Source organism: Enterobacter cancerogenus, from assembly GCF_019047785.1.
GTDB classification, from domain to species: domain Bacteria; phylum Pseudomonadota; class Gammaproteobacteria; order Enterobacterales; family Enterobacteriaceae; genus Enterobacter; species Enterobacter cancerogenus.
Genome location: NZ_CP077290.1, coordinates 1039968 through 1064346, shown reverse-complemented (window position 1 = coordinate 1064346; position 24379 = coordinate 1039968). Strand labels below are relative to the sequence as shown.

The 24379-nt window shown below is 54.4% G+C and carries 24 protein-coding genes; 17 read left to right on the top strand and 7 right to left on the bottom strand.

Features of this window, described 5'->3' with window-relative positions; genetic code table 11:
- Positions 1-248 precede the first annotated feature (248 nt).
- Entirely contained in the window at positions 249-872 is a 624-nt protein-coding gene (locus I6L58_RS04955) for a helix-turn-helix domain-containing protein (protein WP_006174329.1), read from the top strand.
- Here the strand turns inward: I6L58_RS04955 and I6L58_RS04950 are convergent, their stop codons facing one another.
- Both I6L58_RS04950 and I6L58_RS04945 read right to left on the bottom strand, forming a co-directional pair.
- Positions 873-1505 (bottom strand): hypothetical protein, encoded by a 633-nt coding sequence (locus I6L58_RS04950; RefSeq protein ID WP_088207595.1) that lies wholly within the window; start codon positions 1503-1505, stop codon positions 873-875. It abuts the gene before it with no gap.
- On the bottom strand, positions 1505-3082 hold the full coding sequence (locus I6L58_RS04945; protein WP_088207594.1) for an ExeA family protein: 1578 nt from the start codon (positions 3080-3082) through the stop codon (positions 1505-1507). Before I6L58_RS04945 ends, I6L58_RS04950 begins: the two co-directional genes overlap by 1 nt.
- A 152-nt stretch (positions 3083-3234) precedes the next feature.
- Between I6L58_RS04945 and I6L58_RS04940 the strand changes: the two genes are divergently transcribed.
- The 16 genes from I6L58_RS04940 to I6L58_RS04865 all read left to right on the top strand — a co-directional run bounded on the left by I6L58_RS04940 (position 3235) and on the right by I6L58_RS04865 (position 19747).
- A complete protein-coding gene (locus I6L58_RS04940) occupies positions 3235-3432 on the top strand; it encodes a hypothetical protein (protein ID WP_006174335.1) in 198 nt (65 codons plus the stop codon).
- A complete protein-coding gene (gene gspC, locus I6L58_RS04935; protein ID WP_006174337.1) occupies positions 3383-4114 on the top strand; it encodes a type II secretion system protein GspC in 732 nt (243 codons plus the stop codon). The genes I6L58_RS04940 and gspC overlap by 50 nt, the downstream gene beginning before the upstream one ends.
- 13 nt (positions 4115-4127) lie before the next feature.
- Positions 4128-6059 (top strand): type II secretion system secretin GspD, encoded by a 1932-nt coding sequence (gspD, locus tag I6L58_RS04930; RefSeq protein ID WP_006174339.1) that lies wholly within the window; start codon positions 4128-4130, stop codon positions 6057-6059.
- A 14-nt stretch (positions 6060-6073) separates the two neighbouring features.
- On the top strand, positions 6074-7552 hold the full coding sequence (gene gspE / locus I6L58_RS04925) for a type II secretion system ATPase GspE (protein WP_006174340.1): 1479 nt from the start codon (positions 6074-6076) through the stop codon (positions 7550-7552).
- A complete protein-coding gene (gene gspF / locus I6L58_RS04920; protein WP_006174341.1) occupies positions 7552-8760 on the top strand; it encodes a type II secretion system inner membrane protein GspF in 1209 nt (402 codons plus the stop codon). Before gspE ends, gspF begins: the two co-directional genes overlap by 1 nt.
- 3 nt (positions 8761-8763) lie before the next feature.
- Entirely contained in the window at positions 8764-9213 is a 450-nt protein-coding gene (gene gspG, locus I6L58_RS04915; RefSeq protein WP_006174342.1) for a type II secretion system major pseudopilin GspG, read from the top strand.
- Positions 9213-9698, top strand: a complete 486-nt coding sequence (gene gspH / locus I6L58_RS04910; RefSeq protein ID WP_006174343.1) for a type II secretion system minor pseudopilin GspH — start codon at positions 9213-9215, stop codon at positions 9696-9698. The genes gspG and gspH overlap by 1 nt, the downstream gene beginning before the upstream one ends.
- On the top strand, positions 9691-10071 hold the full coding sequence (gene gspI / locus I6L58_RS04905) for a type II secretion system minor pseudopilin GspI (protein ID WP_006174344.1): 381 nt from the start codon (positions 9691-9693) through the stop codon (positions 10069-10071). The genes gspH and gspI overlap by 8 nt, the downstream gene beginning before the upstream one ends.
- The gene (gene gspJ / locus I6L58_RS04900; RefSeq protein WP_088207593.1) at positions 10068-10745 is read left to right on the top strand and encodes a type II secretion system minor pseudopilin GspJ; all 678 of its coding nucleotides are present in this window, start codon (positions 10068-10070) and stop codon (positions 10743-10745) included. The genes gspI and gspJ overlap by 4 nt, the downstream gene beginning before the upstream one ends.
- The gene (gene gspK, locus I6L58_RS04895) at positions 10742-11752 is read left to right on the top strand and encodes a type II secretion system minor pseudopilin GspK (protein ID WP_088207592.1); all 1011 of its coding nucleotides are present in this window, start codon (positions 10742-10744) and stop codon (positions 11750-11752) included. Before gspJ ends, gspK begins: the two co-directional genes overlap by 4 nt.
- Positions 11753-11767: 15 nt before the next feature.
- On the top strand, positions 11768-12907 hold the full coding sequence (gene gspL, locus I6L58_RS04890) for a type II secretion system protein GspL (RefSeq protein ID WP_088207591.1): 1140 nt from the start codon (positions 11768-11770) through the stop codon (positions 12905-12907).
- On the top strand, positions 12904-13389 hold the full coding sequence (gene gspM / locus I6L58_RS04885; RefSeq protein ID WP_006174356.1) for a type II secretion system protein GspM: 486 nt from the start codon (positions 12904-12906) through the stop codon (positions 13387-13389). The genes gspL and gspM overlap by 4 nt, the downstream gene beginning before the upstream one ends.
- Positions 13386-14183, top strand: a complete 798-nt coding sequence (locus tag I6L58_RS04880; RefSeq protein ID WP_006174357.1) for a prepilin peptidase — start codon at positions 13386-13388, stop codon at positions 14181-14183. The genes gspM and I6L58_RS04880 overlap by 4 nt, the downstream gene beginning before the upstream one ends.
- A gap of 241 nt (positions 14184-14424) precedes the next feature.
- Positions 14425-17163 (top strand): glycosyl hydrolase family 18 protein, encoded by a 2739-nt coding sequence (locus tag I6L58_RS04875; protein WP_006174358.1) that lies wholly within the window; start codon positions 14425-14427, stop codon positions 17161-17163.
- 133 nt (positions 17164-17296) lie between these two features.
- Positions 17297-17743 (top strand): type III secretion system invasion protein IagB, encoded by a 447-nt coding sequence (gene iagB, locus I6L58_RS04870; RefSeq protein ID WP_042319413.1) that lies wholly within the window; start codon positions 17297-17299, stop codon positions 17741-17743.
- Positions 17744-17884: 141 nt separating this feature from the next.
- Positions 17885-19747: a glycoside hydrolase family 19 protein gene (locus tag I6L58_RS04865; protein WP_088207590.1), complete on the top strand. Its 1863-nt coding sequence runs from the start codon at positions 17885-17887 to the stop codon at positions 19745-19747.
- Positions 19748-19783: 36 nt separating this feature from the next.
- On the opposite strand, the gene I6L58_RS04860 is transcribed toward I6L58_RS04865, so the two are convergent.
- The 5 genes from I6L58_RS04860 to I6L58_RS04840 all read right to left on the bottom strand — a co-directional run bounded on the left by I6L58_RS04860 (position 19784) and on the right by I6L58_RS04840 (position 24365).
- Positions 19784-20263: an Hcp family type VI secretion system effector gene (locus I6L58_RS04860; RefSeq protein ID WP_042319416.1), complete on the bottom strand. Its 480-nt coding sequence runs from the start codon at positions 20261-20263 to the stop codon at positions 19784-19786.
- Positions 20264-20470 (bottom strand): hypothetical protein, encoded by a 207-nt coding sequence (locus I6L58_RS04855; RefSeq protein ID WP_058610341.1) that lies wholly within the window; start codon positions 20468-20470, stop codon positions 20264-20266.
- Positions 20467-21174, bottom strand: coding sequence for a hypothetical protein (locus I6L58_RS04850; protein ID WP_088207589.1), 708 nt, complete (start codon positions 21172-21174; stop codon positions 20467-20469). Before I6L58_RS04850 ends, I6L58_RS04855 begins: the two co-directional genes overlap by 4 nt.
- Positions 21175-21822: 648 nt before the next feature.
- Complete coding sequence (locus I6L58_RS04845; RefSeq protein ID WP_088207909.1) at positions 21823-22836, bottom strand: NAD-dependent epimerase/dehydratase family protein; 1014 nt, start codon at positions 22834-22836, stop codon at positions 21823-21825.
- A gap of 92 nt (positions 22837-22928) precedes the next feature.
- Positions 22929-24365, bottom strand: coding sequence for an SDR family oxidoreductase (locus I6L58_RS04840; RefSeq protein ID WP_088207588.1), 1437 nt, complete (start codon positions 24363-24365; stop codon positions 22929-22931).
- Positions 24366-24379 lie beyond the last annotated feature (14 nt).

Below are 24379 nucleotides of genomic sequence, written 5' to 3'. Positions count from 1 at the left end.
TCCGAACCTGGTAGTTTTACATTTACTTTCATCAGATTAATCCTAGATTCAATCTAAATTAATTTTTAGTAAATTGACTTAAATTTACCCGCATTTAATATAGACACATAGCTTGCTAAGTAATCATAAAAAATAAACAAGACGATTTTCTCTCATTTCTTTTTTGCCAGTCAGGACCTCATTTTTAGGTTTCGGTTTTCTTCCGTAACCTCATTTTATTTTAACTTTAATCTTATGCGGGTATAACAATGTTAAGTATCTACGGTAAAAAATTACGTCCTCAACAGGAAATGGAAACCATTATTTCTGCAACCTCAGGTTATGAAGAAAAAACCTTAAAGAAATGGCAAAAAATTTCCACGTCTGATTCAGGCAAAATCCATATCATCGTCAGCGGTGACGTGGAGTTCCGCCGCGAATCTGACGAGCTGTGCATGTTCTCTCTGCAAGGGCAGTGCATCTTTGGCCTGTCGTCCATTTACTATAACTCATCCCATATGTACGGCCTGGTGCGGGCCAACACGGTGGTTCGCTCCATCGACAAAGAGGAGTTTATGGCGTTAATGACCGACAAAAACCTGTGGCCGCAGCTGACAAAAGTGTTGTCCTGGTACATCTGCATGCTCAGCAAGCGTGACGATGTTCTCGTTGCCCGCAGCGCCTATTCGGTTGTACGTGAATTCCTGTTAGAAATTAATGAGCTGATTGTTCATCATCAACGCGATATTAACGTTTATGATTATATTCAGGAATACACCAACCTGGCCCGCAGTACCATCATTAAAATTCTCTCCGACCTGAAAAAAGGTCAATATATCGTGGTGGAAAAAGGACGTCTCCTGAATCTCACTACGCTGCCAGAAAAATATTAATCACTCCAGCCGATCTCCTTTTTGACTTAAAGGAGACGGCGCTTTCTCCTGATGAGTATCGTTAATATGTGATATATCCTGCGTTTCATCAATCGGTGGCGCGGGCGTTTTTCCTTGAGAATAATCTTGCTGTTGTTCTTTTAATGCCTTCATAAACAACGTCTTCAGGGACGATGAATCGTCATCGGACTCTGCGCTCGCCGCGTCATGTTCTTCCGTTCCGGGAAGGGTATCCCGCGAGGTATCGTGCTCGGGTTCTGCAACGCCGTCCGGCGCCTGCTGCCAGTCTGCATCGTCACTGTTAATCGGCACATCCTGCATCGCGGGAACATCCTCATGCACCGGGATCGGCTTAGGCTGCGGATGCGGGAACGGCTTGCTGACATATATATAATGCATATCAGACAAGATGGCTTCCGGCTTCACCGTGTTGACCTTCGTTGTGACCGGCGCAGGGTGGCGCAGGTTCCAGTAAACGTGCGCGTACAGTCCTGCGCCAATAAGGACGCACAGCACCAGCAGCCATAAGAAGGTGGTGCCAAAGATTTTTTTCAGGCCGGGGAAGCGATACGAAAACCAGACCGCTTCCCCGGTCTCGTAGCTGCGCTGGGCAGCGAGACATATCGTAGACATTATGATTTCTTCTCTTGCGTGGTCGCATCCGATCCCGACTGCGATGCCTGGATCAGCACGCTGGGGGTAGTATTGGTTTCACGCATCAACTGCATCAGCGTATCTTCGCCGGGGATGCCATCGACATGGAGATCCATTTTTTGCTGGAACTCACGGGTGCGTTTCATCATTTCAGCGGTCCAGCTCTGCGCGTGGGTTTCAGGCTCCGCAAGCGCCTGGCTCAACTGCTGATCGAGCCATTCCAGATCTTTACCGCTGCTGGCAGCGCTGATTTCGTCTTTGCCCTGCGGCGTCAGGCGATGCAGCTGGGTGTAGTTCCCCGTTGCATGCTGGCTATACCAGTTGCGGGTCACCTGCCAGGTCCGACCGTTCATTAAGAGATCCAGGGTGTTATCCCCGACGCGGGCGACAACGGCATAGTTAAGGTGGCCGCCGGTGTGCATTTCGCTGACCCACGGATACCCCTCTTTTGCCAGTTCACTCAGCGGCGCGTTGCCCTGGCGACACATCAAATTAACCTTCGACGCGTTCTGGCACAGCGCATCATCGGCGGAAGCGTCATATCCCCACATCTGATAAAGCTGATGCATGGCATCCGGCTGGTTAACCACTTCGTGGTCGATGACCGGCACAACCGGCGCCGTTTTATGCGGCGTCTGCTGTTTCCAGCTCACCGGGACGGGCAGCTGCACCGGCAATTTTGCGGTGATCGCCGAGGTCATATACCAGCCGCAGGCGGCAAACAGCACCGACGCAAATAAACCGACGGTCGCCAGGCGCGTCCCGTGTTTTTTGGCCGGTAAAATTTCGCTGGTGGCCAGACGTAAATGACGTGGACCCACCGCCGACGCACGCTCTGTCCAGGCGGCAAGCAGGGCGAGGTGGGCCAGGGCGTTGAATTTACTGATGCTGCCTTTGGTCAGCGTATGCATTTTGCGCACGCGGGCCGGGGCGAGCGGTGACGTTTCACAGCCGCTGTCTTCGCACTGGGCCTGAACATAGCCCAGGGTTTCGCGGCAGGTCATAGATCGCAGGGTGTGGTGGGTGTGGACATACTCCTGAAGGCCGGAGTGCTGCATCAGCACCGCTTCCTGCTCGGCTGACCCCATCAGCACAATCGACAAGCGAAACTCCAGCTCCTGCGCGCGGGTCAACAACATGCCCAGGACCTCACGGCAGTTATCCTTCATGGCTTCCATGTGAGAGACGATCACCACTTTGCCGGCAGGTTTGCGTGAAGAGGCGGCGTCCTGCCACTGGCGGATCACGGCGTCGATGGCCTGAATGCGGGTTTTACTCTCTTTCGTACCCGGACTGAGCTTGTACAGCAGGCTACTGGCGCTCAGTTTAGGGAAAGCGTTAATCGCAAGGACCGTCTGGCTGTGAGATTTCAGCGCATCGCTGAATTCGCCGAGCAGGGGGGCATCGTTGCAAAAGAGTCCCGTAATACCCGCCTGCTGGGTTTTTTCCTTCAACAGATTAAAGATGTCCTGATGATAAGGCACAAAAAAATCACCCGAGGCGCGAGTGACTTTTTTAAACGGCGGCTTCTGGAAATTAAAATGACTCTGATACATACGACTTACCGTCTCTTCACATGAATAGCAATAGTGCAGAAAAGTACGTTAAGCCCGTCGGGTGGTCAATTTGCCATCAGGGTAAAAATAACCTGTTGTGACCCTCTAACATCCCGTTTTTTCTCTGTCAATATTTTTCTTCATCAAAGTTAATGGCGAAGCAGGTGGTCGCTTCGCGAGCAGATAATTACTATTTATGTCACATATTGGCGCAGCACGATGCTGCTTATTATCGCTTTGCTAAAGGCCAGATGAATAATGAGGTTCTCATTTCTTCCCCGGTTGATGATGCCCTGTATTATGTTTTTGACCCTGATTTTTTGCGGTCAGCAGGGATACGTCATCTTTAAAGATTATAAAAGAGTGTCAAACAAACTGGCGAACGCGAATGTAAAACCGCAAAAAAAACGTCAGGATGAAAAAGCGTTTGCGCTTTTCACCGCCGCCGTCCGTCAGCAAAGTCTGCCAGCTGCGGCAAAAGCCCCACTGGCTGCTGAAATCGAAGGTATTGTCAGCAGCGACGAGGCGTGGCTGTCGTTTGCCGTGATTAAAACGCCTGCGGGCCAGAAAAGCTACCGGGAGGGGGAAAACCTCACCGGATTTGACGATGCGTATATCGAAGAAATTAACAGCGATAACGTGGTGGTCAACTACGCAGGCACTGAGCAGGTGCTGGCGCTCAAAAAACCAGACTACTTTAAGGGCGGCGTCGACAGCGGCCCGGTAACCAAATCGACAAAAGATCCGGGCGCGGACAGTGTGCATCTGGATGATTATCTGGTGTTAAAGCCGTTAATCGAAAAGGGCGAACTGGAGGGATATAAGATCAATCCACGCAATGCCTCTGCCTTTTATAGCCACTCCGGCCTGCAAAAAGGCGATGTGGCGGTGAAAGTCAATTCTGTCGATATGACCAAACAAGCTGAAGCAAAAAACATTATTGCCAGCTGGTCAAAAATGAAAGAAGCGGAGGTCGTTGTGAAACGTCACGCTCACCTTGAAAATATTCGGGTTAATGTTCTAAACAATTAACAAGTGTACAGACATGAAGAAATTTCCATGGGCGTGCGTGGCGCTGACCGCATTGTCGTTATATTCCGGTTCGCTGTTTGCAGCTAACTTTAGCGCAAGTTTTAAAAATACCGATATCCGTGAATTTATCGATACGGTTGGTCGTAATCTTAATAAAACGATTCTGGTCGATCCTTCCGTTCAGGGAACGGTCTCGGTCAGAACCTATAACGTGCTGTCGGAAGATGAATATTATCAGTTCTTCCTGAGCGTGCTGGACCTGTACGGCCTGTCGGTGATCCCGATGGACAACGGGATGGTAAAAGTGGTGCGCTCAAGCGTTGCACGTACTGCTGGCGTGCCGCTGGCGGACAGCAAAAACCCCGGCAAGGGCGATGAGATCATCACCCGCGTTGTGCGGATGGAAAACGTGCCGGTGCGTGAACTGGCCCCGCTGCTGCGCCAGCTTAACGACGCCTCGGGCATCGGTAACGTGGTGCATTTCGAGCCGTCTAACGTGCTGCTGTTAACCGGTAAAGCCTCGGTGGTGAACCGCCTGGTGGACCTGGTGCAGCGCGTTGACAGAGACGGCGTGCAGCGCCGTGAGATTGTGCCCCTGCGCTACGCCTCTGCCAAAGAGCTGTCGGAAATGTTGAATAACCTCAACAACGAAGAGCAAAAAGGGCAGAACGCGCCGCAGCTGGCGACCAAAGTGGTGGCCGACGACGAAACCAACAGCCTGGTGATCAGCGGTTCGGAAGATGCGCGTTCGCGCACCCGCACCCTGATCGGCCAGCTGGATCGCGAGCAGAACAACGAGGGTAACACCCGCGTGTTCTACCTGAAATATGCTAACGCCGCCAAGGTGGTTCCGGTGTTGACCGGCATCGGCGAGCAGCTGAAAGACAAACCGGGCGCGCCGAAAAGCAAAACCGCCACGGCCTCAAGCGATCTGAACATTACTGCCGACGAGTCCACCAACTCGCTGGTGATCACCGCCCAGCCTAACGTGATGAACTCGCTGGAAAAAGTGATCGACAAGCTCGATATCCGTCGTCCGCAGGTGCTGGTGGAAGCCATCATTGCGGAAGTGCAGGACGGTAACGGCATGGATCTGGGCGTGCAGTGGACCGGCAAGCACGGTGGCGTTCAGTTTGGCGCAACGGGCCTGCCTATCAGCCAGGTGAAAAACGGCACCATGAAAGGCACCGCGTTCACCGGCCTGGCGACCGGCTTCTTCAACGGCGACTTCGGTGCGCTGGTGACCGCGCTCTCCACCGGGTCGAAGAACGATATTCTCTCTACGCCGAGCGTCGTGACGCTGGATAACAAAGAAGCGTCGTTCAACGTGGGTCAGGATGTACCGGTACTGTCCGGTTCCCAGACCACCAGCGGCGACAACGTCTTTAACTCCGTGGAGCGTAAGACGGTGGGTACCAAGCTGAAGATTGTGCCGCAGATCAACGACGGCGACATGATCCACCTGAAGATTGAGCAGGAAGTGTCCAGCGTGGACGCCAGCGCCACCGAAGATGCGAGCCTCGGCCCGACCTTTAACACCCGTACCATCAATAACGAAGTGATGGTACACAGCGGCCAGACCGTGGTGCTGGGCGGCCTGATGGAGAACGTCACCAAAGAGACCGTCTCCAAGGTGCCATTGCTGGGGGATATCCCGCTGGTGGGCCAGCTGTTCCGCTACACCTCCGAGGATACCTCGAAGCGTAACCTGATGGTGTTTATCCATACCACGGTGCTGCGCGACGACGATAACTACAGCGCCGCGTCGAAGGAGAAATATGACCAGATCCGCGCGCGTCAGCAGCAGCGTCTGGAAGAGCAGAAGCTTGGGATCGTGACGAACGCCAACAACCCGGTGATGCCCGCATACCCGAGCGAGCCGTCAGTGAGCGCTGCGCCGGTGAAAGCCAGCGCAACCACGACGCGTAATCCGTTTAAACAATAAGGCGGAGGCGCAACGTGGACGAACTGAGCAAAACCCTGTGCAGCAGTAGCTACGCAAAAGACAACGGCGTGCTGTTTTATAACGATGACGTCTATGTCCGTGACGATGCGCCTGCGTTTGCGCTGCTTGAGATGCGTCGGGTGCTGGGGCGGTCCTTTGTTCCCGTCACCCTGACGCCGGAAGCGTTCGAGGAGCTGCTGGCGAAAATCTGGCAGCAGAGCAGCGGCGTGTCGCAGCAGCTGGTTGACGATATGGATGCCGACATCGACTTAATGGCGTTAACCGAGGAGATCCCCGACAACGAGGATCTGCTGGATAACGACGAAAACTCGCCGGTGATCCGCCTGATCAACGCCATTCTCGGTGAAGCGGTGAAAGAGGGGGCCTCGGATATTCATATCGAAACCTTCGAGCGCACCCTGAGCATCCGTTTTCGCGTTGACGGCGTGCTGCGCCCGGTGCTGCAACCGGCGCGCAAGCTCGCGCCGCTGCTGGTGTCGCGTATTAAAGTCATGTCCAAACTGGATATTGCGGAAAAACGCCTGCCGCAGGATGGCCGTATTTCGCTGCGCATTGGCCGCAAGGCCATCGACGTGCGTGTCTCGACCATTCCATCACAGTACGGCGAACGCGTGGTCATGCGTTTGCTGGATAAAAGCAACCTGAAGCCGGATATCAACAAGCTCGGGCTGATTGATGAGGAGCTGGAAAAGTTAAAAGGGCTGATCGACCGCCCGCACGGCATTATCCTGGTCACCGGGCCGACAGGCTCCGGTAAAAGTACCACGCTGTACGCCATACTGTCGGCGCTGAACGGCCATGAACGCAACATCCTGACCGTTGAAGACCCGATTGAATATGAGCTGGAAGGGGTGGGACAGACGCAGGTTAACCCGCGCGTGGACATGACCTTTGCCCGCGGGCTGCGCGCCATTTTGCGCCAGGACCCGGACGTGGTGATGATCGGGGAAATCCGTGACGGTGAAACCGCGCAAATCGCGGTGCAGGCGTCACTGACCGGTCACCTGGTCATGTCTACGCTGCACACCAACAGCGCCGCGGGCGCGATTACGCGTCTGCGCGACATGGGGCTGGAGTCGTTTTTAATTGGATCATCGTTGCTCGGTGTCATTGCCCAGCGTCTGGTGCGTCGGCTGTGTACCCACTGTCGCACCACCAGTCCGCTGGATGACAATGAAAAGGCGCTGTTCAGCTTTATGCCCACGCCACCGAAGGCGATTTATCGTGCGGTTGGCTGCGAACATTGCCGCCAGAGCGGCTATCAGGGGCGAGCGGGTATCCACGAGTTCCTGGTTGTTGATACGCCGATGCGCCGCGCCATTCACGAAGATAAAGACGAAATGTCCATCGAAACGCAGCTCTTTAAGCAGGCCTACAGCCTGCGTGAAAACGGGCTGCTGAAGGTGATTAGCGGCGTGACCTCCCTTGAAGAGGTGATGCGCGTCACCGCCGAACGCGGGGGAGACGTCTGATGGCCTTCTACGCATGGACGGCTACGGACGCGGCGGGCAAAAGCCAGCGCGGCACGCTGCAGGCGGAAGGGCAAAAGCAGGTTCGCCAGTGGCTACGTGAGCAAAAGCTGATGCCGGTGAGCATCAGCGAAACGCGCGAAGCGGCGGTGGCCGGAAAAGCCAAAACCGGGACGAAGCTTTCCACGCCGGTGCTGTCGATGTTCACCCGTCAGCTTTCGACGCTGGTCAACGCGGCGCTGCCGCTGGAGAGCGCGCTCAAAGCGATTTCCAAACAGACGGAAGACAAAAAGCTGGCGGCGATGGTGGTGGAGATCCGCGAGAAGGTGGTGGAAGGGCATACGCTGTTTGACGCATTCAGCCAGTTCCCGCGCACCTTCGACAAGCTTTACTGCACCCTGGTGATGGCCGGTGAAAAAACCGGTCACCTGGGCGACGTGCTGGAAAAGCTGGCCGAGTACAACGAGCAGCGTCAGAAGATGAAAAGCAAGCTGACGCAGGCGATGGTCTACCCGATCACCCTGACGGTGGTCGCCATCGCGGTGATCAGCATTCTGCTGGTGGCGGTGGTGCCGCAGGTGATCGAACAGTTCACCCACATGAAGCAGCAGCTGCCGATCACCACCCGCACGCTGATTGCAGTGAGCGATTTTTTGCAGGCTTACGGTATTTATATCGCGGGCGGCATCGGCGGGGGGATTGTCGGCTTCAAAGCCTGGGTCAGAAACGTCAAAAATCGTTTTCGCTGGCACAGCTGGCTGGTTAACGGTTCGCCGATTAAAAAGCTGGTCTGCGCCATTAACAGCGCGCGCTATATCCGCACGCTGAGCATCCTGCAGGCCAGTAGCGTCCCGCTGCTGGAAGGGATGTACATCGCGATGGACGGGATTGAAAACCTCTATGCCCGGCAGGTGCTGGAGCAGGCGGCGGATACCGTACGTCAGGGGGCCTCGCTGTATGCCGCGCTGGAACAGGCGAAGCTTTTTCCGCCGACCATGCTGTATATGATCGCCTCCGGTGAGGAGAGCGGCGAATTAGGCAATTTGATGGACCGCGCGGCGGAAAACCAGGAGTCGGCGCTGCAGCATCGAATTACGTTAACACTGTCGGTATTTGAACCGGCGCTGGTGGTCAGTATGGCGACAATTGTTTTATTCATTGTGCTGTCCATATTACAACCGCTTCTGCAACTTAATAACATGGTAGGGTAAATAATGGCTGTAAAACGTAAAAACCTGGCTCGCCAGGCGGGCTTCACATTGCTCGAATTAATGGTGGTAATTGTTATTCTCGGCGTGCTGGCGAGTATGGTGGTGCCGAACTTAATGGGCAATAAAGAGAAAGCTGACTCGCAAAAAGCGACCAGCGATATTGTCGCGCTCGAAGGCTCTCTGGATATGTATAAGCTGGATAACCACCGTTATCCGACCACCGAACAGGGCCTGCAGGCGCTGGTCACCAAACCTGAAATTGCGCCAATTCCGAACGGCTATCGCGCTGACGGCTATATTCGCCGCCTGCCGCAGGACCCGTGGGGCAGCGACTATCTGATGGTCAGCCCGGGCGAACATGGCGCGGTTGACGTATTTTCCGCAGGCCCTGACGGTGAAGCCAATACCGCAGATGATATTACTAACTGGTCTCTCGATAAAAAAGAGAAATAATGAATAAGCAACGCGGGTTTACGCTGCTGGAAATTATTCTGGCGCTGGTGATATTTGCCAGTTGCGCCATGATGGTGGTGTCGACAATACCTTCACGTAGCGGTGCGGATATATTTGGCCAGCAGTTAAAAGCCCTCGTTGATTATGGTTCTGACCGTGCGGTGATGGATGGAAATATCGTTGGGTTAGTGATTACCGCGGATAAATACCAGCTGGTGACGCTTGACGTTAAAAGCGCAGAACAGCGCTGGGTGCCGTTAACCGCAGGGCGTATTACGACCAAAGGTGATTTCCCCGAAGAGATGCACGTTTCTCTGTCGCCGCAGCGTCTGGCCGCCACGATCGATGCCGATCCGCAGATTGTGTTTTTACCTGACGGCGAGATTGGCCGCTTCACGCTGTCGCTGCAAAGTTATGACAAGCAGCACCGCTTCCGCGTGGTGTCGCAGGGTGCCGCTCCGGTATCGGTAGAGAACGATGACTAAAGGCAAGAGAACGCAAAAGGGGATGACCCTGCTGGAGGTGATGGTCGCGCTGGTCATCTTCTCTACCGCCGCGCTGGCGCTGATGAACTCGGTGTCGCTTAACGTGCGTTTCACCCAGGGTCTGGGCGAAACGCTGCAGGCCAGCTGGGTGGCGGAAAACCAGTTAGCGGAAGCGCAGCTCACGCGATCCGATTTCCCCGACGCCGAACAGCAGGGAACCGAGACCATGGGCGGGCGCAGCTGGAACTGGCGCAAGCAGCGTATCAAGAAGGCCGATGGTGTATGGGCCAATGAGATCCGCGTCTATGCCGAAGGCGACGAAAGCCAGCCGGCCATCACGCTGCAGATTATTCCGCCGGGAGAGATCAAGTGAACAACACGCGACGCCAGCGCGGTTTTACCCTGCTGGAGATCATGATTGCCCTGACCATCTTTGCGGTGATCAGCACGCTGGCCTGGCAAATTCTCGACGGTGCCATGCGGACCAGCTCCGCGACCGACGCCAGTGCGGCAAAGCTTAACCAGCTCCAGCGCGCCTGGAGCCTGATGGAGCGCGACTTCTTTCAGCTTCAGGCGCGCGCGCCGCGCAACGAGCCGGATCTGTTTCGCCAGGATGACAACGGCCTGGAGATGACCACGCTCAACGGCGTGAGCGGCACGGTTCAGCTGGAACGCGTGCGCTGGCGGCTGGAGGAGGGGCGGCTGTATCGCGACGTCTGGCCCGCGATTGACGGCCCGGCGGACGTCAAGCCGGAAGCGGTGCCGATCGTCAACGAGGTGAAATCCCTGGAGTGGCGCTTCTACCGCAACGGCTGGCTGAAAAGCTGGACGGATGCAGGCCATCAGCCTGATGGCGTGGAGGCGACGCTGACAATGGAGAATGGCGATACCTGGCGCTGGGTGTTTACTACCCCGGGGGATCTGCCTGCGCCACAAGTCGCGCCAAAAGAGGGCGGCGAAACGCCTGCTCCGACAGGTGACAAGGTTCCTGCAAACGGCGCAACGCCGCCGGTCGCGCCACAGCCTGTGCCCGGGAGCAAACCATGAATCGCATCGCTAAACAGAAAGGGGTTGCGCTGCTGGTGGTGCTGATCCTGCTGGTGATGATGTCGGCGCTCGCCGCCAAAATCAGCCAGCAGTTCTGCCGCAACCTGCAAAAAACCCATTATCAGGTGGGCCAGCAGCAGATCCGCTGGGCCATTCAGGCGCAGGAAAAAGAGATAAAAGACCGTTTGCAGACCGATGCGAGCGGCGAAAGTAAAGCGCTGGCACCCGACGGTGACTGGCATCAGCCGCTGGAAACCCAGGGCGATGACTACACCGTGGTGGGCCAGGTCGAGGACGCGCAGGACTGCTTTAACGTCAATACCCTGCTGGCGGCGGAGAAAACCCCCGCCGCGACGGATGCGGCCGCCGTGCCGGAAAAACCGCGCAGAGAGAAGAGCCTTGAGCAACTCCTCACCGAAAGCGGCTTAAGCCAGGCGAACGCCGAAGAGGTGTATCAGCAGCTGGTGGATTATCTCGACGGTGACGCGACCACGATGAAAGAGGGCGCGGAGAGCGACGCCTGGGCTGGGGTGATACCCGCCCGGCAACCGGCAAACCAGATGATGCGCACCATTGCGGAAATAAAGCAGCTGCCGGCGTTTCCTGCCGCCGCGTGGCCAAAGGTCAGCAAACTGCTCTGTGCGCTGCCGGATACGGCCACCAAAGTGGACATCAACACCCTTGATCCGGCGCGGGCTGCGGTAGTCGCGGCGCTCTTCCCCGGGAAATTAACCGAAGAAGAGGCCCGGCGTCTGATTGAGGCCCGTCCGGAAGAGGGATGGGAAAGCATGGAAACGTTCAGCAAAGCGCTGGAACAGAATTTTCCGCAGCTAAAAGATGATTTGCCCCAGGTGGCTGAACTGATAGCCATTAATAGCCGATATTTCCGCGTCAACTATACCGGCAACACTGACGAGCTAACGCTTCGCGTGGTGAGCCAGCTTCAGGTCAATAACGAAGCCGGTGAGATCGTGACGTGGCAACGTCGTTACCGAATGATTGAATAACCAAAGTCGAACTCTATGAAACAGGTGCTTTTTATTCGTCCCGACAGCCGCAAGGACGGGAAAATATGGTGGTGCGGATCCGGTAGTCAGGAGGTGGGTACTCTGGACAGCCTGGAGGCGCTTGCCACCCTGGCGGATCATCCTCTGGCGGCGCGCGTCTGCCTGCTGCTGCCCGCCAGCGACATGATCTTCCGCCACTTTACGCTGCCAAAGAAGATGGCCTCGCAGGCGACGGCGTTCTCCTGGATGGCGGAAGAGACGCTGATTGGTGACGTGGATAATCTCCACTGGACGGTGCTGCACAAAAAAGGGCGCGAAGTGGATGCGGTGGCGATAGACGCCACGCGTCTGCGTCACTGGCTGACCCGCTGCCGCGACGCCGGGCTTCAGGTGATCCAGGCGCTGCCGGATGCCTGGCTGCTGCCCGTTTCAGCGGGCGGCAGTACGCTGGTTTCGCTGGACGATAACTACTGGCTGCGGCTTAGCGACCACACCGCAACGGAGGTGGATGCCACCCTCGTTTCGCTGCTGATGCAAAAAGCGGGCGAGGGGGAGATCTGCTGTTACGGCGACGCCCCTGCCGGCGTTGACGCAGACACGCTGCCCTGGGTGCACCCGCTGGTGCTGATCCAGCCCCTGTGGGAGAAATGCCGCATCACGCTTCTGCACGGCGAGTTCAGCGACGCAGCCGCCAGTGCGAAAGTGGAAAAAAGCCTCAGAAGAGCGATGGTGGCGATGGGCATTCTGTCGCTCGGCCTGCTGTTAGGGCCGCGCGTGGGGATGGCATGGATACTGGTGCAGCAGGAAAACCGCGTGCAGCAGGAGATTGTGGAGGTTTATCAGCACCACTTCCCGAGCATGCGCCAGCAAACCAACATCAAGTACCACTTTGGTCAGAATCTTAAGAAGCAGCGCAAAGGATTCTTCCTGCAGCTCGACGAGCTGGCGCAGATTAAGCAGACAGTCCCGGCGATGGAAATTGACGTGCTGGAATATGACAGCAATCAGGATGCATTAACGCTGAGCGTCAGCGCGCAAAACCAGCCAGCGTTACAGGAATTTATTAATCAGGCGAATACGAAATTTGATTTTACCTTACAGCCTATTTCGAAGGACGCGCCATACACCGCCATGATAACAGGGAAATTTAAATGAAAGAGCGAATTGCGCAGCTGAAATCACGTTATCAAAACTATTCAGCTCGCGAAAAAACATTATTTAAGGCCGGAGCGATAACCCTGTTCTGCGCCGTGGTTTATTATGCAGGAGTTACCCCGTTGGATAATATTATTCAAAATAGCCGATCAACGCTGGCGCGCCAGCAGGAAACGCTGAACTGGATGCGCACTGAAATTGATAAAAACCATCTTCAGGTGCAGCAGATTAAAACCAATAATCCCCGCAGCGTAATTGAAAGCAGCGCGCATGAGATTGATCTCTCCCTGACGGAGCTGCATCAGGATGGGCAGTCGCTGGCGTTTGTGGTGCCCCGGGTGAACGTGTATGAGCTTAAAAACTGGCTGCGGGAAATCAACCAGACCTCCGGCGTCCGGCTGGAAAAGATGACGCTGAAACCTGTCGATCATCTTAGCGACGTGCGGGCAGAGATTCAGCTTACCTGGAAAAAGAACGCATGATGACGCTCCTGCCAATCCGGGAGGTTTACCCGATTGGGTTTGCGGCGATGAGTACCGCGTTAGGCGCGATAGTCGGGAGTTTTCTCGGCGTGGTGGCCGAGCGCGTCCCGGCGATGGTGCTGGAGGAGGACGGGAGCGGCAATTTGCTTTTTCCCGCCTCGCACTGCCCGGACTGTCAGCACGCCCTGGCGGCCTGGGAAAACATTCCGCTGGTAAGCTGGCTTCTGCTGCGCGGACGGTGCAGCCAGTGTCGACGCCCCATCCCGCTGCGCCTCTTTTTCATTGAACTGATTACCGCACTCTTTTTCGGCACCACCGCCTGGGCCGTTCCTGGCCTTCAGGACCTGTTTTCACTCTGGCTGATGGCGGCGTTTTTGCTGCCGTTAGCGATGATCGACTGGCGCTATCAGCTGTTGCCAGACTGCCTGACGCAGCCGCTGCTGTGGGCCGGATTGCTGGTCCATGCCTGCGGAACGGGCCTGCCGCTGCGTGATGCGCTCTTTGGCGCCGTAGCGGGGTATCTGTCGCTGTGGCTGCTGTACTGGGCGTTTCGTCTGACGACCGGCCGGGAAGGGCTGGGATACGGTGACTTTAAGCTGCTGGCGGCGCTGGGTGCCTGGTGCGGCTGGCAGGCACTGCCAACAATTGAATTACTGGCCGCGCTCAGCGGTATTATTGGGTATCTCGTATTTGCTGCGCAGAATAAAAATACCCAAACAATTGCTTTCGGACCTTATTTAGCGTTCGCCGGCATTGCCGTTATGGCAGGACAAATTTTCTCTGTCACTTTCTAAAAAAACGGTCAAGTTTTTTTTAAATCTTTTTCGATAAGCAAACAGAAGGAATCTGTTTTGCCTTATGTGTATCGTAAAGAACATAAGCTACACGGAATTGCGGCTTGTGTTTTTTTATGGAGGAATACAGCACATTATTATTGTTTTTGGTAACGGGTCGTTTAGTTGTAAATAAAGTATGCCATGTTTTAAGGAAGACATGGTGAATTACGTTCACGAATGAATTTATCAGGAAATAAAAATGAAATTTTTGAAGCCTAAATATCTGGCGCTCTTTGTTGCTGCCGCAACAAGCTCAGTATTTGCAGCTGCTCCGGGCACACCGTCTCTTACCAGCGGCAACGACAAATTTGCGCTGGTTGAAGTTGACCAGGCCGCACAGGACTACAACAGCCTGCTTAAAGTCCACAAAGACGGCGTAGACGTGAAAGTTGAGTGGAACGTCTGGAGCGGCGATGCGCCTACCTCTGCGAAAGTTCTGCTGGACGGCAAAACCGTCTGGACCGGTGCAGGCAGCACCGCAGGCTCTGCGACCTTTAAAGTGAAAAAAGGCGGCCGTTATCAGGAGCAGGTTGAACTCTGTAACGACAGCGGTTGCACCAAAAGCGCCAGCAAGTTGATCATCGTTGCGGATACCGACGGTGCCCACCTGCTGCCGCTTACCACGACGCTGCAGGAAAACAACAAAGCCTTCGCCACCCACACTAACAAAGTGGTTGCCGCCTACTTCCCTGAGTGGGGCGTGTACGATCGTGGTTTCCCGGTTGATAAAATCCCGGTTGATAACCTGAACCACATCATTTACGGCTTCATCCCAATGTGTGGCGACAACATTAACGCCAGCGCGGCTTCTTCCGGCGCCCTGGAATCCCTGAAGCGCGCGTGTGCTGGCCGCCAGGACTACACCGTGGCGATCCACGATCCGTGGGCTGCGCTGCAGATGCCACAGAAAGGCGTGACCAACTGGGACGACCCGTACAAAGGGACCTACGGTCAGATGATGGCGCTGAAAAAAGCGCATCCGGGCCTGAAAATTCTGCCATCCATCGGTGGCTGGACACTTTCTGACCCGTTCTTCCAGCTGCACGACAAAGTGCTGCGTGACCGTTTCGTTGGCTCCGTTAAAGAATTCCTGCAGACCTGGAAATTCTACGACGGCGTGGATATCGACTGGGAATTCCCTGGCGGCGGCGGTGAGAACGCGACCCTCGGCAACCCACAGGTTGATAAAGAGACCTACACCCTGCTGATGCACGATCTGCGCCAGATGCTGAACGGCCTCTCCGCTGAAACCGGTCGTCAGTACGAGCTGACCTCTGCTATCGGCTCCGGCTGGGACAAAATTGAAGACGTAGACTACAAAGCTGCTCAGCAGTACATGGACTACATCTTCCTGATGAGCTACGACTTCTACGGCGCGTGGAGCAACACCGACCTGGGCCACCAGACGGCGCTGTATGCACCGTCCTACAAGCCTGACACAGCGTACACCACCGACAACGCGGTTAAAGCGATGCTGGCGCAGGGCGTACAGCCAGGCAAGATCGTGGTGGGTGCGGCAATGTATGGCCGCGGCTGGACGGGCGTTCACGGTTACACCGGCGACAATCCGTTCACCGGCACTGCAACCGGCGCAATCAAAGGCACGTGGGAAAACGGCATCGTTGACTACCGCAACATCGTAAACGACATGAAGGGCAAACCAGGCTGGGAGTACAAATACGATACTACCGCTGAAGCGCCATACCTGTTCAACAAGTCTACCGGCGAGCTGGTGACGTACGATGACGCGCGTTCCGTTAACGCTAAAGGTAAGTATGTCCTGAACAAAGATCTCGGCGGCCTGTTCGCATGGTCCATCGAATCTGACAACGGCGACATCCTGAACGCCATGAACGAAAGCCTGCTGGGCAGCTCTTCCGGTTCCGATGAACCTGTGGTGACCAACCATGCGCCAGTGGCTTCTGCGTCTGACGTGACCGTGACAGGCCCGGCAACCGTGACGCTGGACGGCTCTGCCTCCACCGATCCGGACGGCGATGCGCTGACCTACAAATGGACCCAGATTTCTGGTTCTACGGTCACGCTGACCAACAGCACCAGCAAGAAAGCGACCTTCAACGTCCCTGCGGTGACCAGCAACCAGTCCATGGCCTTCCGCCTGACGGTGAAAGATCCGAAAGGCCTGACCAGCACTGCTGACGTTCAGGTTGTGAACAAAGCGCCTAAAGCGAACCAGGCACCGGTGATCAACCAGATGGAAAACGTGACCCTGGAAGCGGGCCAGTCTCTGTCCCTGCACGCTCAGGCTGCGGATCCGGACGGCGATGCACTGACCTACTCCTGGAGCATTCCGGCTGATATGAACGCGACCGGTACCGACACCGCGAACGCCACTATCACCGCGCCAGAAGTGAGCTCTGAATCGTCTTACACCCTGAGCGTTGTCGTCTCTGACGGCAAAACCAGCGTGCAGTCAAACGTCCAGGTCACCGTAACGCCTAAAGCCGCTCCGGCTCCGGCGGATGAAGATACCAACCCGTCTGACGAAGGCACCACGCCAGCTGACGAAGGGACGACCCCATCTGATGAAGGTACTACGCCAGCAGATGAAGGGACGACCCCGGCAGACGAAGGTTCCGCAACCGGCAGCTGTGATGCACCTGTTGATGCCAATGCCAGCAAATATGCAGCATGGAGCGCAAGCACCGTGTACAACGGCGGCGATACCGTCAGTTCTGACAACCTGGTCTGGAAAGCGAAGTACTGGACTCAGGGCGACAAACCTGGCTTCGGTTCAGAAGCCTGGGAACTGGTCAGCAACGTGAAGTTCAACTGGCGTGCGGAAGTCGTTTATAACGGCGGCGAAACCACTACCTACCAGGGTTCTGTATACCGTGCGAAATGGTGGACGCAGGGCGACAAACCTGGCAACAGCGATGTATGGGTGAAAGAAGGCGCAGCAACAGACTGCAAATAATCTTCTGAACCTTAAATTGCGGGCGTGACGTTCGCCCGCAATGACTGGCTGTTCCCGCTTTGGGTGCAGCCAGTTCTTTAAAGTCAGCAGGTACGCGCAAGGAGAAGAGAGTACATATCAAGCGAGTGAAATAATGAAACGCCTAATATTGTTGTTGATGATTTTTAGCCAAAGTGTATTTGCGAACTGCTGGGATACCGCTGCACATCATTATCACGTCGATCCCTATTTATTATACGCCATCGCAAAAGTTGAATCGGGAATGAATCCCTACGCCGTCGGCAAAAATCATGACGGAACCCGCGATGTGGGGTTGATGCAAATAAACAGCTCGCACTTTAGTGAACTTGAACGCCGCGGTATAGATGAGCGACGCCTGATGGCTGAGCCTTGTACCTCGATTATGGTCGGCGCATCCATTTTATCCGGCATGATCAAAGTTTATGGATATAACTGGGAAGCCGTTGGAGCCTATAACGCCGGGCTTAAAAAAGAGAATTATCCGCAGCGCATGATCTATGCCCATAAAGTATGGCGTAAATATCAGCAGATTAAAGCGAGCCGATATTATCAGGATTGATTTTTATTTTTTGAAGCGTGCCGTCAGGCGCGTTTCAAAAAGTGAAAAAGACCGCATCTCCAGGTTTATTTATTAAAGGACTAATACATAAGCCGGAAATGTAATTCTCATTGTTGCTGAAAATAAACAGGACTATTTAAGATGACCAAAAGGACATTACTGAGCGTACTGGTTGCTGGGGCATGTATTGCTCCATTCATGGCTCAGGCAACGATGCTGCAGGAAACCAGCAGCGAGCCATACACCATCAAAGCCAGCGACCTGGCAAAAAAAGAGCAGGAACTGACCAACTTTCCCCTGATGCAGTCGGTGAAAGCGACCATCCGCACCCTGGATAACAGCCTGGTGGAGCAGATTGAACCGGGTAAAGCCACTAACCCTGCTAACGTGAAGCGCGTTGAAAGCATTCTCAAAGAGAGCGACTGGGAATACCTGTTCCCACTGCGCGCCAAAGAGTATAGCTACAGCAACTTCCTGAAGGCCGTGGGTAAATTCCCGGCGCTGTGCGATACCTACAATGATGGCCGCGACAGCGACGCCATCTGTCGTAAAGAGCTGGCGACCATGTTTGCTCACTTCGCGCAGGAAACCGGCGGTCACGAAAGCTGGCGTCCGGAAGCCGAATGGCGTCAGGCGCTGGTCTACGTGCGTGAGATGGGCTGGAGCGAAGGGCAGAAGGGCGGCTATAACGGCGAATGTAACCCGGACGTCTGGCAGGGTCAGACCTGGCCGTGCGGTAAAGACAAAGACGGCGACTTCGTGAGCTACTTTGGCCGCGGCGCGAAGCAGCTGTCTTACAACTACAACTACGGTCCGTTCTCCGAATCCATGTTCGGCACCGTGCGTACTCTGCTCGACAAACCTGAGCTGGTGGCGGACACCTGGCTGAACCTGGCGAGTGCGATCTTCTTCTTCGCCTATCCACAGCCGCCAAAACCAAGCATGCTGCAGGTTATCGACGGAACATGGCAGCCGAACGATCACGATAAAGCGAACGGCCTGGTGCCGGGCTTCGGCGTGACCACGCAGATCATCAACGGCGGCGTTGAGTGCGGCGGCCCGACTGAGATTGCCCAGTCGCAGAACCGTATCAAATACTACAAAGAGTTCGCCAACTACCTGAAAGTGCCGGTCCCGGAAAACGAAGTACTGGGCTGCGCTAACATGAAACAGTTCGATGAAGGCGGCTCCGGCGCGCTGAAAATCTACTGGGAGCAGGACTGGGGATGGAGCCCGGATACGCCAAGCGGCTCAACCTACGCGTGCCAGCTGGTGGGCTACCAGACGCCATTCAGCGCCTTCAAAGCGGGCGACTACACCAAGTGCGTGCAGAAGTTCTATAAAGTTAACATCGTTAACGACGACGGCACCCCGGCTGATGGCAGCGTAACGCCGACACCAGCACCAACGCCGACGCCATCTGAAGATGTGACGCCTGCTCCAGTGCCGTCTGAAGACGTGACGCCAGCGCCATCCGACGATACCACGCCATCTGAAGACACCACCCCGGCGGTTGTCAATCACGCGCCTGTCGCGCAGATTGCTGGCCCAATCGGTGCGGTAGAAGCCGGTGCGCAGGTTTCCCTGAGCGCGGAAGGGTCCACCGATGAAGACGGTAACAAACTGACCTACACCTGGCGCTCCCAGGATGGCCAGACCGTGACCGGTGATGACAAAGCAGTCGTAACCTTTACCGCGCCAGAAGCGGCGACGGCGAAGCAGTATGAAGTTAGCCTGACCGTGAGCGACGGTGAACTGAGCAGCACCACGTCTTACCTGCTGAACGTGAAAGCGAAAGCGGCGACGCCATCTGATGAAGGCACATCCGGTTCTTACCCAGGCTGGAGTGCGAACGATAAGTACAAGGAAGGGGATATCGTGAACAACCACGGTAAACTGTTCCAGTGCAAACCGTTCCCGTACAGCGGCTGGTGTAACAACTCTCCGACGTACTATGAACCAGGTGCAGGCCTGGCATGGTCCGACGCCTGGACGGCTCTGTAATCACAAACGGCAACCTTCGGGTTGCCGTTTTTAATTTTATGCTGTCACTCTTTCGTTCCACGAATCCTTGTACAGTATATTTCCGTCGGTGTATTTCCATTCAATTGATTCATAACGGATCTCAATTTCTTCCATATGTTTACTTGCGATCCCTAATGGAAATAAAACGGGAGAAATCTTTGTGATTTTCACATTCTCCAGGGTTATATTAAAATATTCCACCTCTATCCCTGCGTCATTAATCCTGTACATTTTGATTATCGCCTCTTTAAATATTCTACCCTGGCATAAACCCCGAAATAAAATTGGTGTGAGGCGATCAATTTCTTTTTCAAATGTGACAGGAACATGAAGTCGTGTTCCAGTAAGTTTCCCTGTATTATGATCGGCAGGAATCCATACGGAGTGATTGAATGATTTAAGCTCAGTGGAACCCAATCGTGTCGGCATTAAACATTCACCAGTTAAAGGGGAGTTATTTTCATCGGTAAGCCAGATATGTGCTGGTATAGACATTTATTTTTTTCTCTCATAAAAAAATGAAAAATAGAGAACAACTACGACAATTAATCCAACTACTCTCATGGCGACTACAGGATCATCTATAAACTTAACAGGTATAAATGATAATAAAATGATAAGAACTACCGTTAAAAGTGCTTTCAATTGCTGCTTAAAATCTTCAATAATTAGCCTGCAAATTTCTTTTATAAATCTTTTCATTTTCCAGCCATTTTTCTAAAAATATCTATTATATCGTCATTTGATGCTGTGCTTATATTTAGATAACCTGCTCTCAAAACTATTGGTTCTATTAAGAAGTACATCATTTCCAGATTTTCAACATATAAAGCATTATAAAATTGCGGGAGAAAATATTTTAAGTTATTCGCACTTTCAGAGGCTTTCTGAACAAACCCGTATGTACTCAGTACAAAAAGCCCTGTGCCTGTTCTTCCCGCAATTTTTTTCATAAGCGCACTTTGTATAGCCGCATTCATTGTGTTGCCATAACAAATATATTTAACAACAGAATAGATTAGTGCTAGTCTGGAAGTTTGCATTACTGAATAGTGCGTTGTGATTGGAACCAATTTCTTATATATATAATTTACTTCACTTTCGTCTTTATTTTTAAGTGTTAATAAAACATATATTTTTATCATTCTAAATATAATATCTCTATGGGTGACAAGTTCATATGCACCCAGTAAAAAACGCCTATCCTCAAGGTAAAGCCGATTACAAACATCTGTATAATTATCTGTAAAGCAGGATGTGTAATAAAGCAGTCTTGTTGCTCCATCACCAAGATTATTTAGGTAATCGATAAAACCATCTTTTACTCCGGACATTGCTTTATCTAATCTGATAGCCAAATCTTTGTCTGACCCAATTTTATTTATAATATCGTCACTATAATACATACTACGCTCCTGGAAATTAATAAGATTATCATCTTATAAGGAATGCTATAATCATAGTGATCTTGCTCCCACTTATAAAAAAGAAAATTAAAAAGGCCGCCTATTTATAATTATTATAAATAGGCGGCCCCAGTTAAATTCGCCAAATAAATATTTCGATGTATCAATTGTTATTCATTATTTCTTTTAACTTATTTCCCTATTTCAAAAGGGCTTCCAGTTTTTCATCATTATAATCATATCTGTCATAATGCACGCTCGAAGTATCATTCATTGCATGATTCTGTATTCTGTCACGAATTTCTTTTGTTATTTTATTTTGACATCCTTTCCTTGTGGGAGAGGGTGAGGGAATCAGGCCGCAATGTGCCGTATTTTGCCGGGTGGCGGCTTCGCCTTACCCTGCCTACAGGTTCGTGCATGAGGGCAGGGGGGAGGGAATCAGGCCGCAATGCGCTGTATTTTGCCGGGTGGCGGCTTCGCCTTACCCGGCCTACGGGTTCGTGCATGAGGGCAGGGGGGAGCATCAGGCCGCAATGCGCCGTATTTTGCCGGGTGGCGGCTTCGCCTTACCCGGCCTACGGGTTCGTGCATGGGGGTTGGGGGGAGGGCATCAGGCCGCAATATGCTGTATTTTGGCCTACCCGGCTAGCGGTGCAATTTCCCGTGATCCCGCAGCCACGCGGCTGTACGCACAATCCCTTCATCCAGCGACACCACCGGCTTATAGCCCAGTTCACGCTCGGCGCGGGAAATATCCAGCGTAAAATCAAAGTTCAGCTTTGATACGCCATAGTGCGTCAGCGCCGGCTCTCTGGCCGATTTATTGCCAAAGCGCTCCATGCTGCGGGCGATCATATCCAGCATCGGATACGGCACCGAGCGAATGCGGCAGTGGATGTTTAGCTCATCGATCAGGCGCTGAACAATGCTGCGCAGCGTTTGCGGTTCGCCGTTGGTGATGTTATAGGCCCGGCCTGACACCAGCTTATCGCAGTCAGGCTGGCTGGCCAGCCACATGGCGTGGACGGCGTTTTCATAGTAGGTCATGTCTACCAGCGCATCGCCCCCGCGCGGGAGCAGCACGCTGCCATAGTGGTGCATCATCTGCGCCAGTCGCGGGATAAATACCTTGTCGTGCGGCCCGAAAAGGCTCTGCGGACGCAGGACGGTGAAGCGGGTATGCGGGTTTGACTGCGCCAGCAGGTCGATCACCTCTTCGCTGGCAGCCTTGCTGCGGGCAAATTCACAGGCAAAGCGCGCCGGACGGAAATCTTCCTGAATATCGCGGTGGTGATGATAATCAAAATAGAGCGACGGCGAAGAGATATGAATGAAGTTACGCACGCCCCAGGCGACGGCCCATTCACCCAGACGGCGCGTGGCGCGCACGTTGGCGAGGTCGAACGCTTCCTGCGTTCCCCACGGGGAGGTAAAACTGGAGCAGTGCCACAGCGTATCAATACCGGCCAGCATCACTTTGGCCTGAGAGGAGACCAGCTCCGTCAGGTCGGCATGGACAAATTCAGCGCCCATTTTTTGCAGCAGCTTGCCCATCGCTTCGTTGCGACCGGTCGCCCTGACGCTGATGCCTTTGTTGCGCAGAAATTCGACCGCATTTCGGCCTAAGCCGCTGGTCGCCCCGGTCACCAGTACCTTCATATCAATCCACTGTGTTGAAAAGAATTTCGTGCGCATTCTTTCGTGAATTACGGCCGTATGCAATGGGAAACGTGAAAGAATAAGCGTTTTATTTAGATCTTTTCCCGCTTTGCTTCTGCAATTTGCGCAATGCGCTTCGCCATGCCGCGGAAGATAAACAGGTGCGCCGGGATCATAAACAGCCAGTAGAACAGCCCCGGCATACCGTGCGGATGCCACCAGGCACGGACGTCGAGTTCACGGCGATCGCCCTTGTCTTTCAGCGTAAAGCAGAGCCGCCCAAGCCCCGGCGCTTTCATGCCAAACAGCAGCGCCAGCTGCTTTTCAGGCTCAACGATAATCACCTTCCAGCTGTCGACCGTATCCCCCACCTTAAGCCAGGGATGAGCCGGGCGGCCTTTCGCCAGCCGATGACCGACCAGCAGATCCAACGCGCCCCGCGTTTGCCAGAGAATATTGCCGAAGAAATAGCGCTCTTTGCCGCCAATCTGGTTGATGGTTTCCCACAGCGATGCCAGGCTCGCCTGGGTGGTGACGGTAAAGCCGGCCTGCTTCGGGTAGTAACCGTACTCGGGGCGCCAGCGGGCAAAAGCCTGCGCGTCGTAGCCCCAGTCGCTGGAGTTGACCAGCTTCTCTTCCTCTTTCAGGGTGTGGCGCACGGCGTCGTCAAAGCGGATCAGATCCTGCGGGATGAGGGCGCGTAGCGCGCGATCGTCGGATAACAGATCGTGTTTCAGCCCCTGAATCAGCGCCTTCGCGGTGGTTGGCGGCACGGAGGTGATGACGTTTAAAAACCACACCGAGATCCAGCGGGTCGGGAAGGGGATCGGCACCAGCCAGCGGCGGCGTCCGCTTACGCGCATAAAATGCTCGAACTGCTCCTGATAGCTCAGCACCTCCGGGCCTGCGGCTTCCAGCACACGATGCTGCTCGCCCGGATGGTCCAGCAGTGCAACCAGATAGTGCAGCAGGTTCTCCAGCGCGATGGGGGTGGTGCGCGAGCGCACCCAGCGTGGCGGCGTCAGGATCGGAAGGTTATAGACCATGTCGCGCATCACTTCGAAGGCGGCAGAACCGGCACCGACGATGATCCCGGCGCGCAGTTCGGTGACCGGGATGGCGGCGCTGCGCAGGGTCTCTGCCGTCAGCTGGCGGGCGCGAAGATGGTCGGACTGCTCGCTTTCAGGGGCCTGCAGCGAGCTTAAAAAAATCACCTGTTTTACCGGCGTTTGCAGCAGGGCGTCGCGAACGTTCATCGCCACCTGACGCTCGTGAGCGATGAAGTCGCCGCCTTCGCCCATGCTGTGAACCAGGTAATAAAGCGTATCAACCCCTTCCAGCAGCGCGGGCAGCTCTTTTGGCCAGGTCAGGTCGACGCTGTGACAGGTGACGCCGGGCAGGTTTTGCTTTTGCAGGCGCTCAACGCTGCGTGCCACCGCCAGCACCTGATGCCCCTGCTGGCTTAACGCGACGGTCAGATGCTGGCCGATATAACCGCTGGCGCCGAGCACCAGAATACGTTGTGGCACGTTGCTCTCCTTAA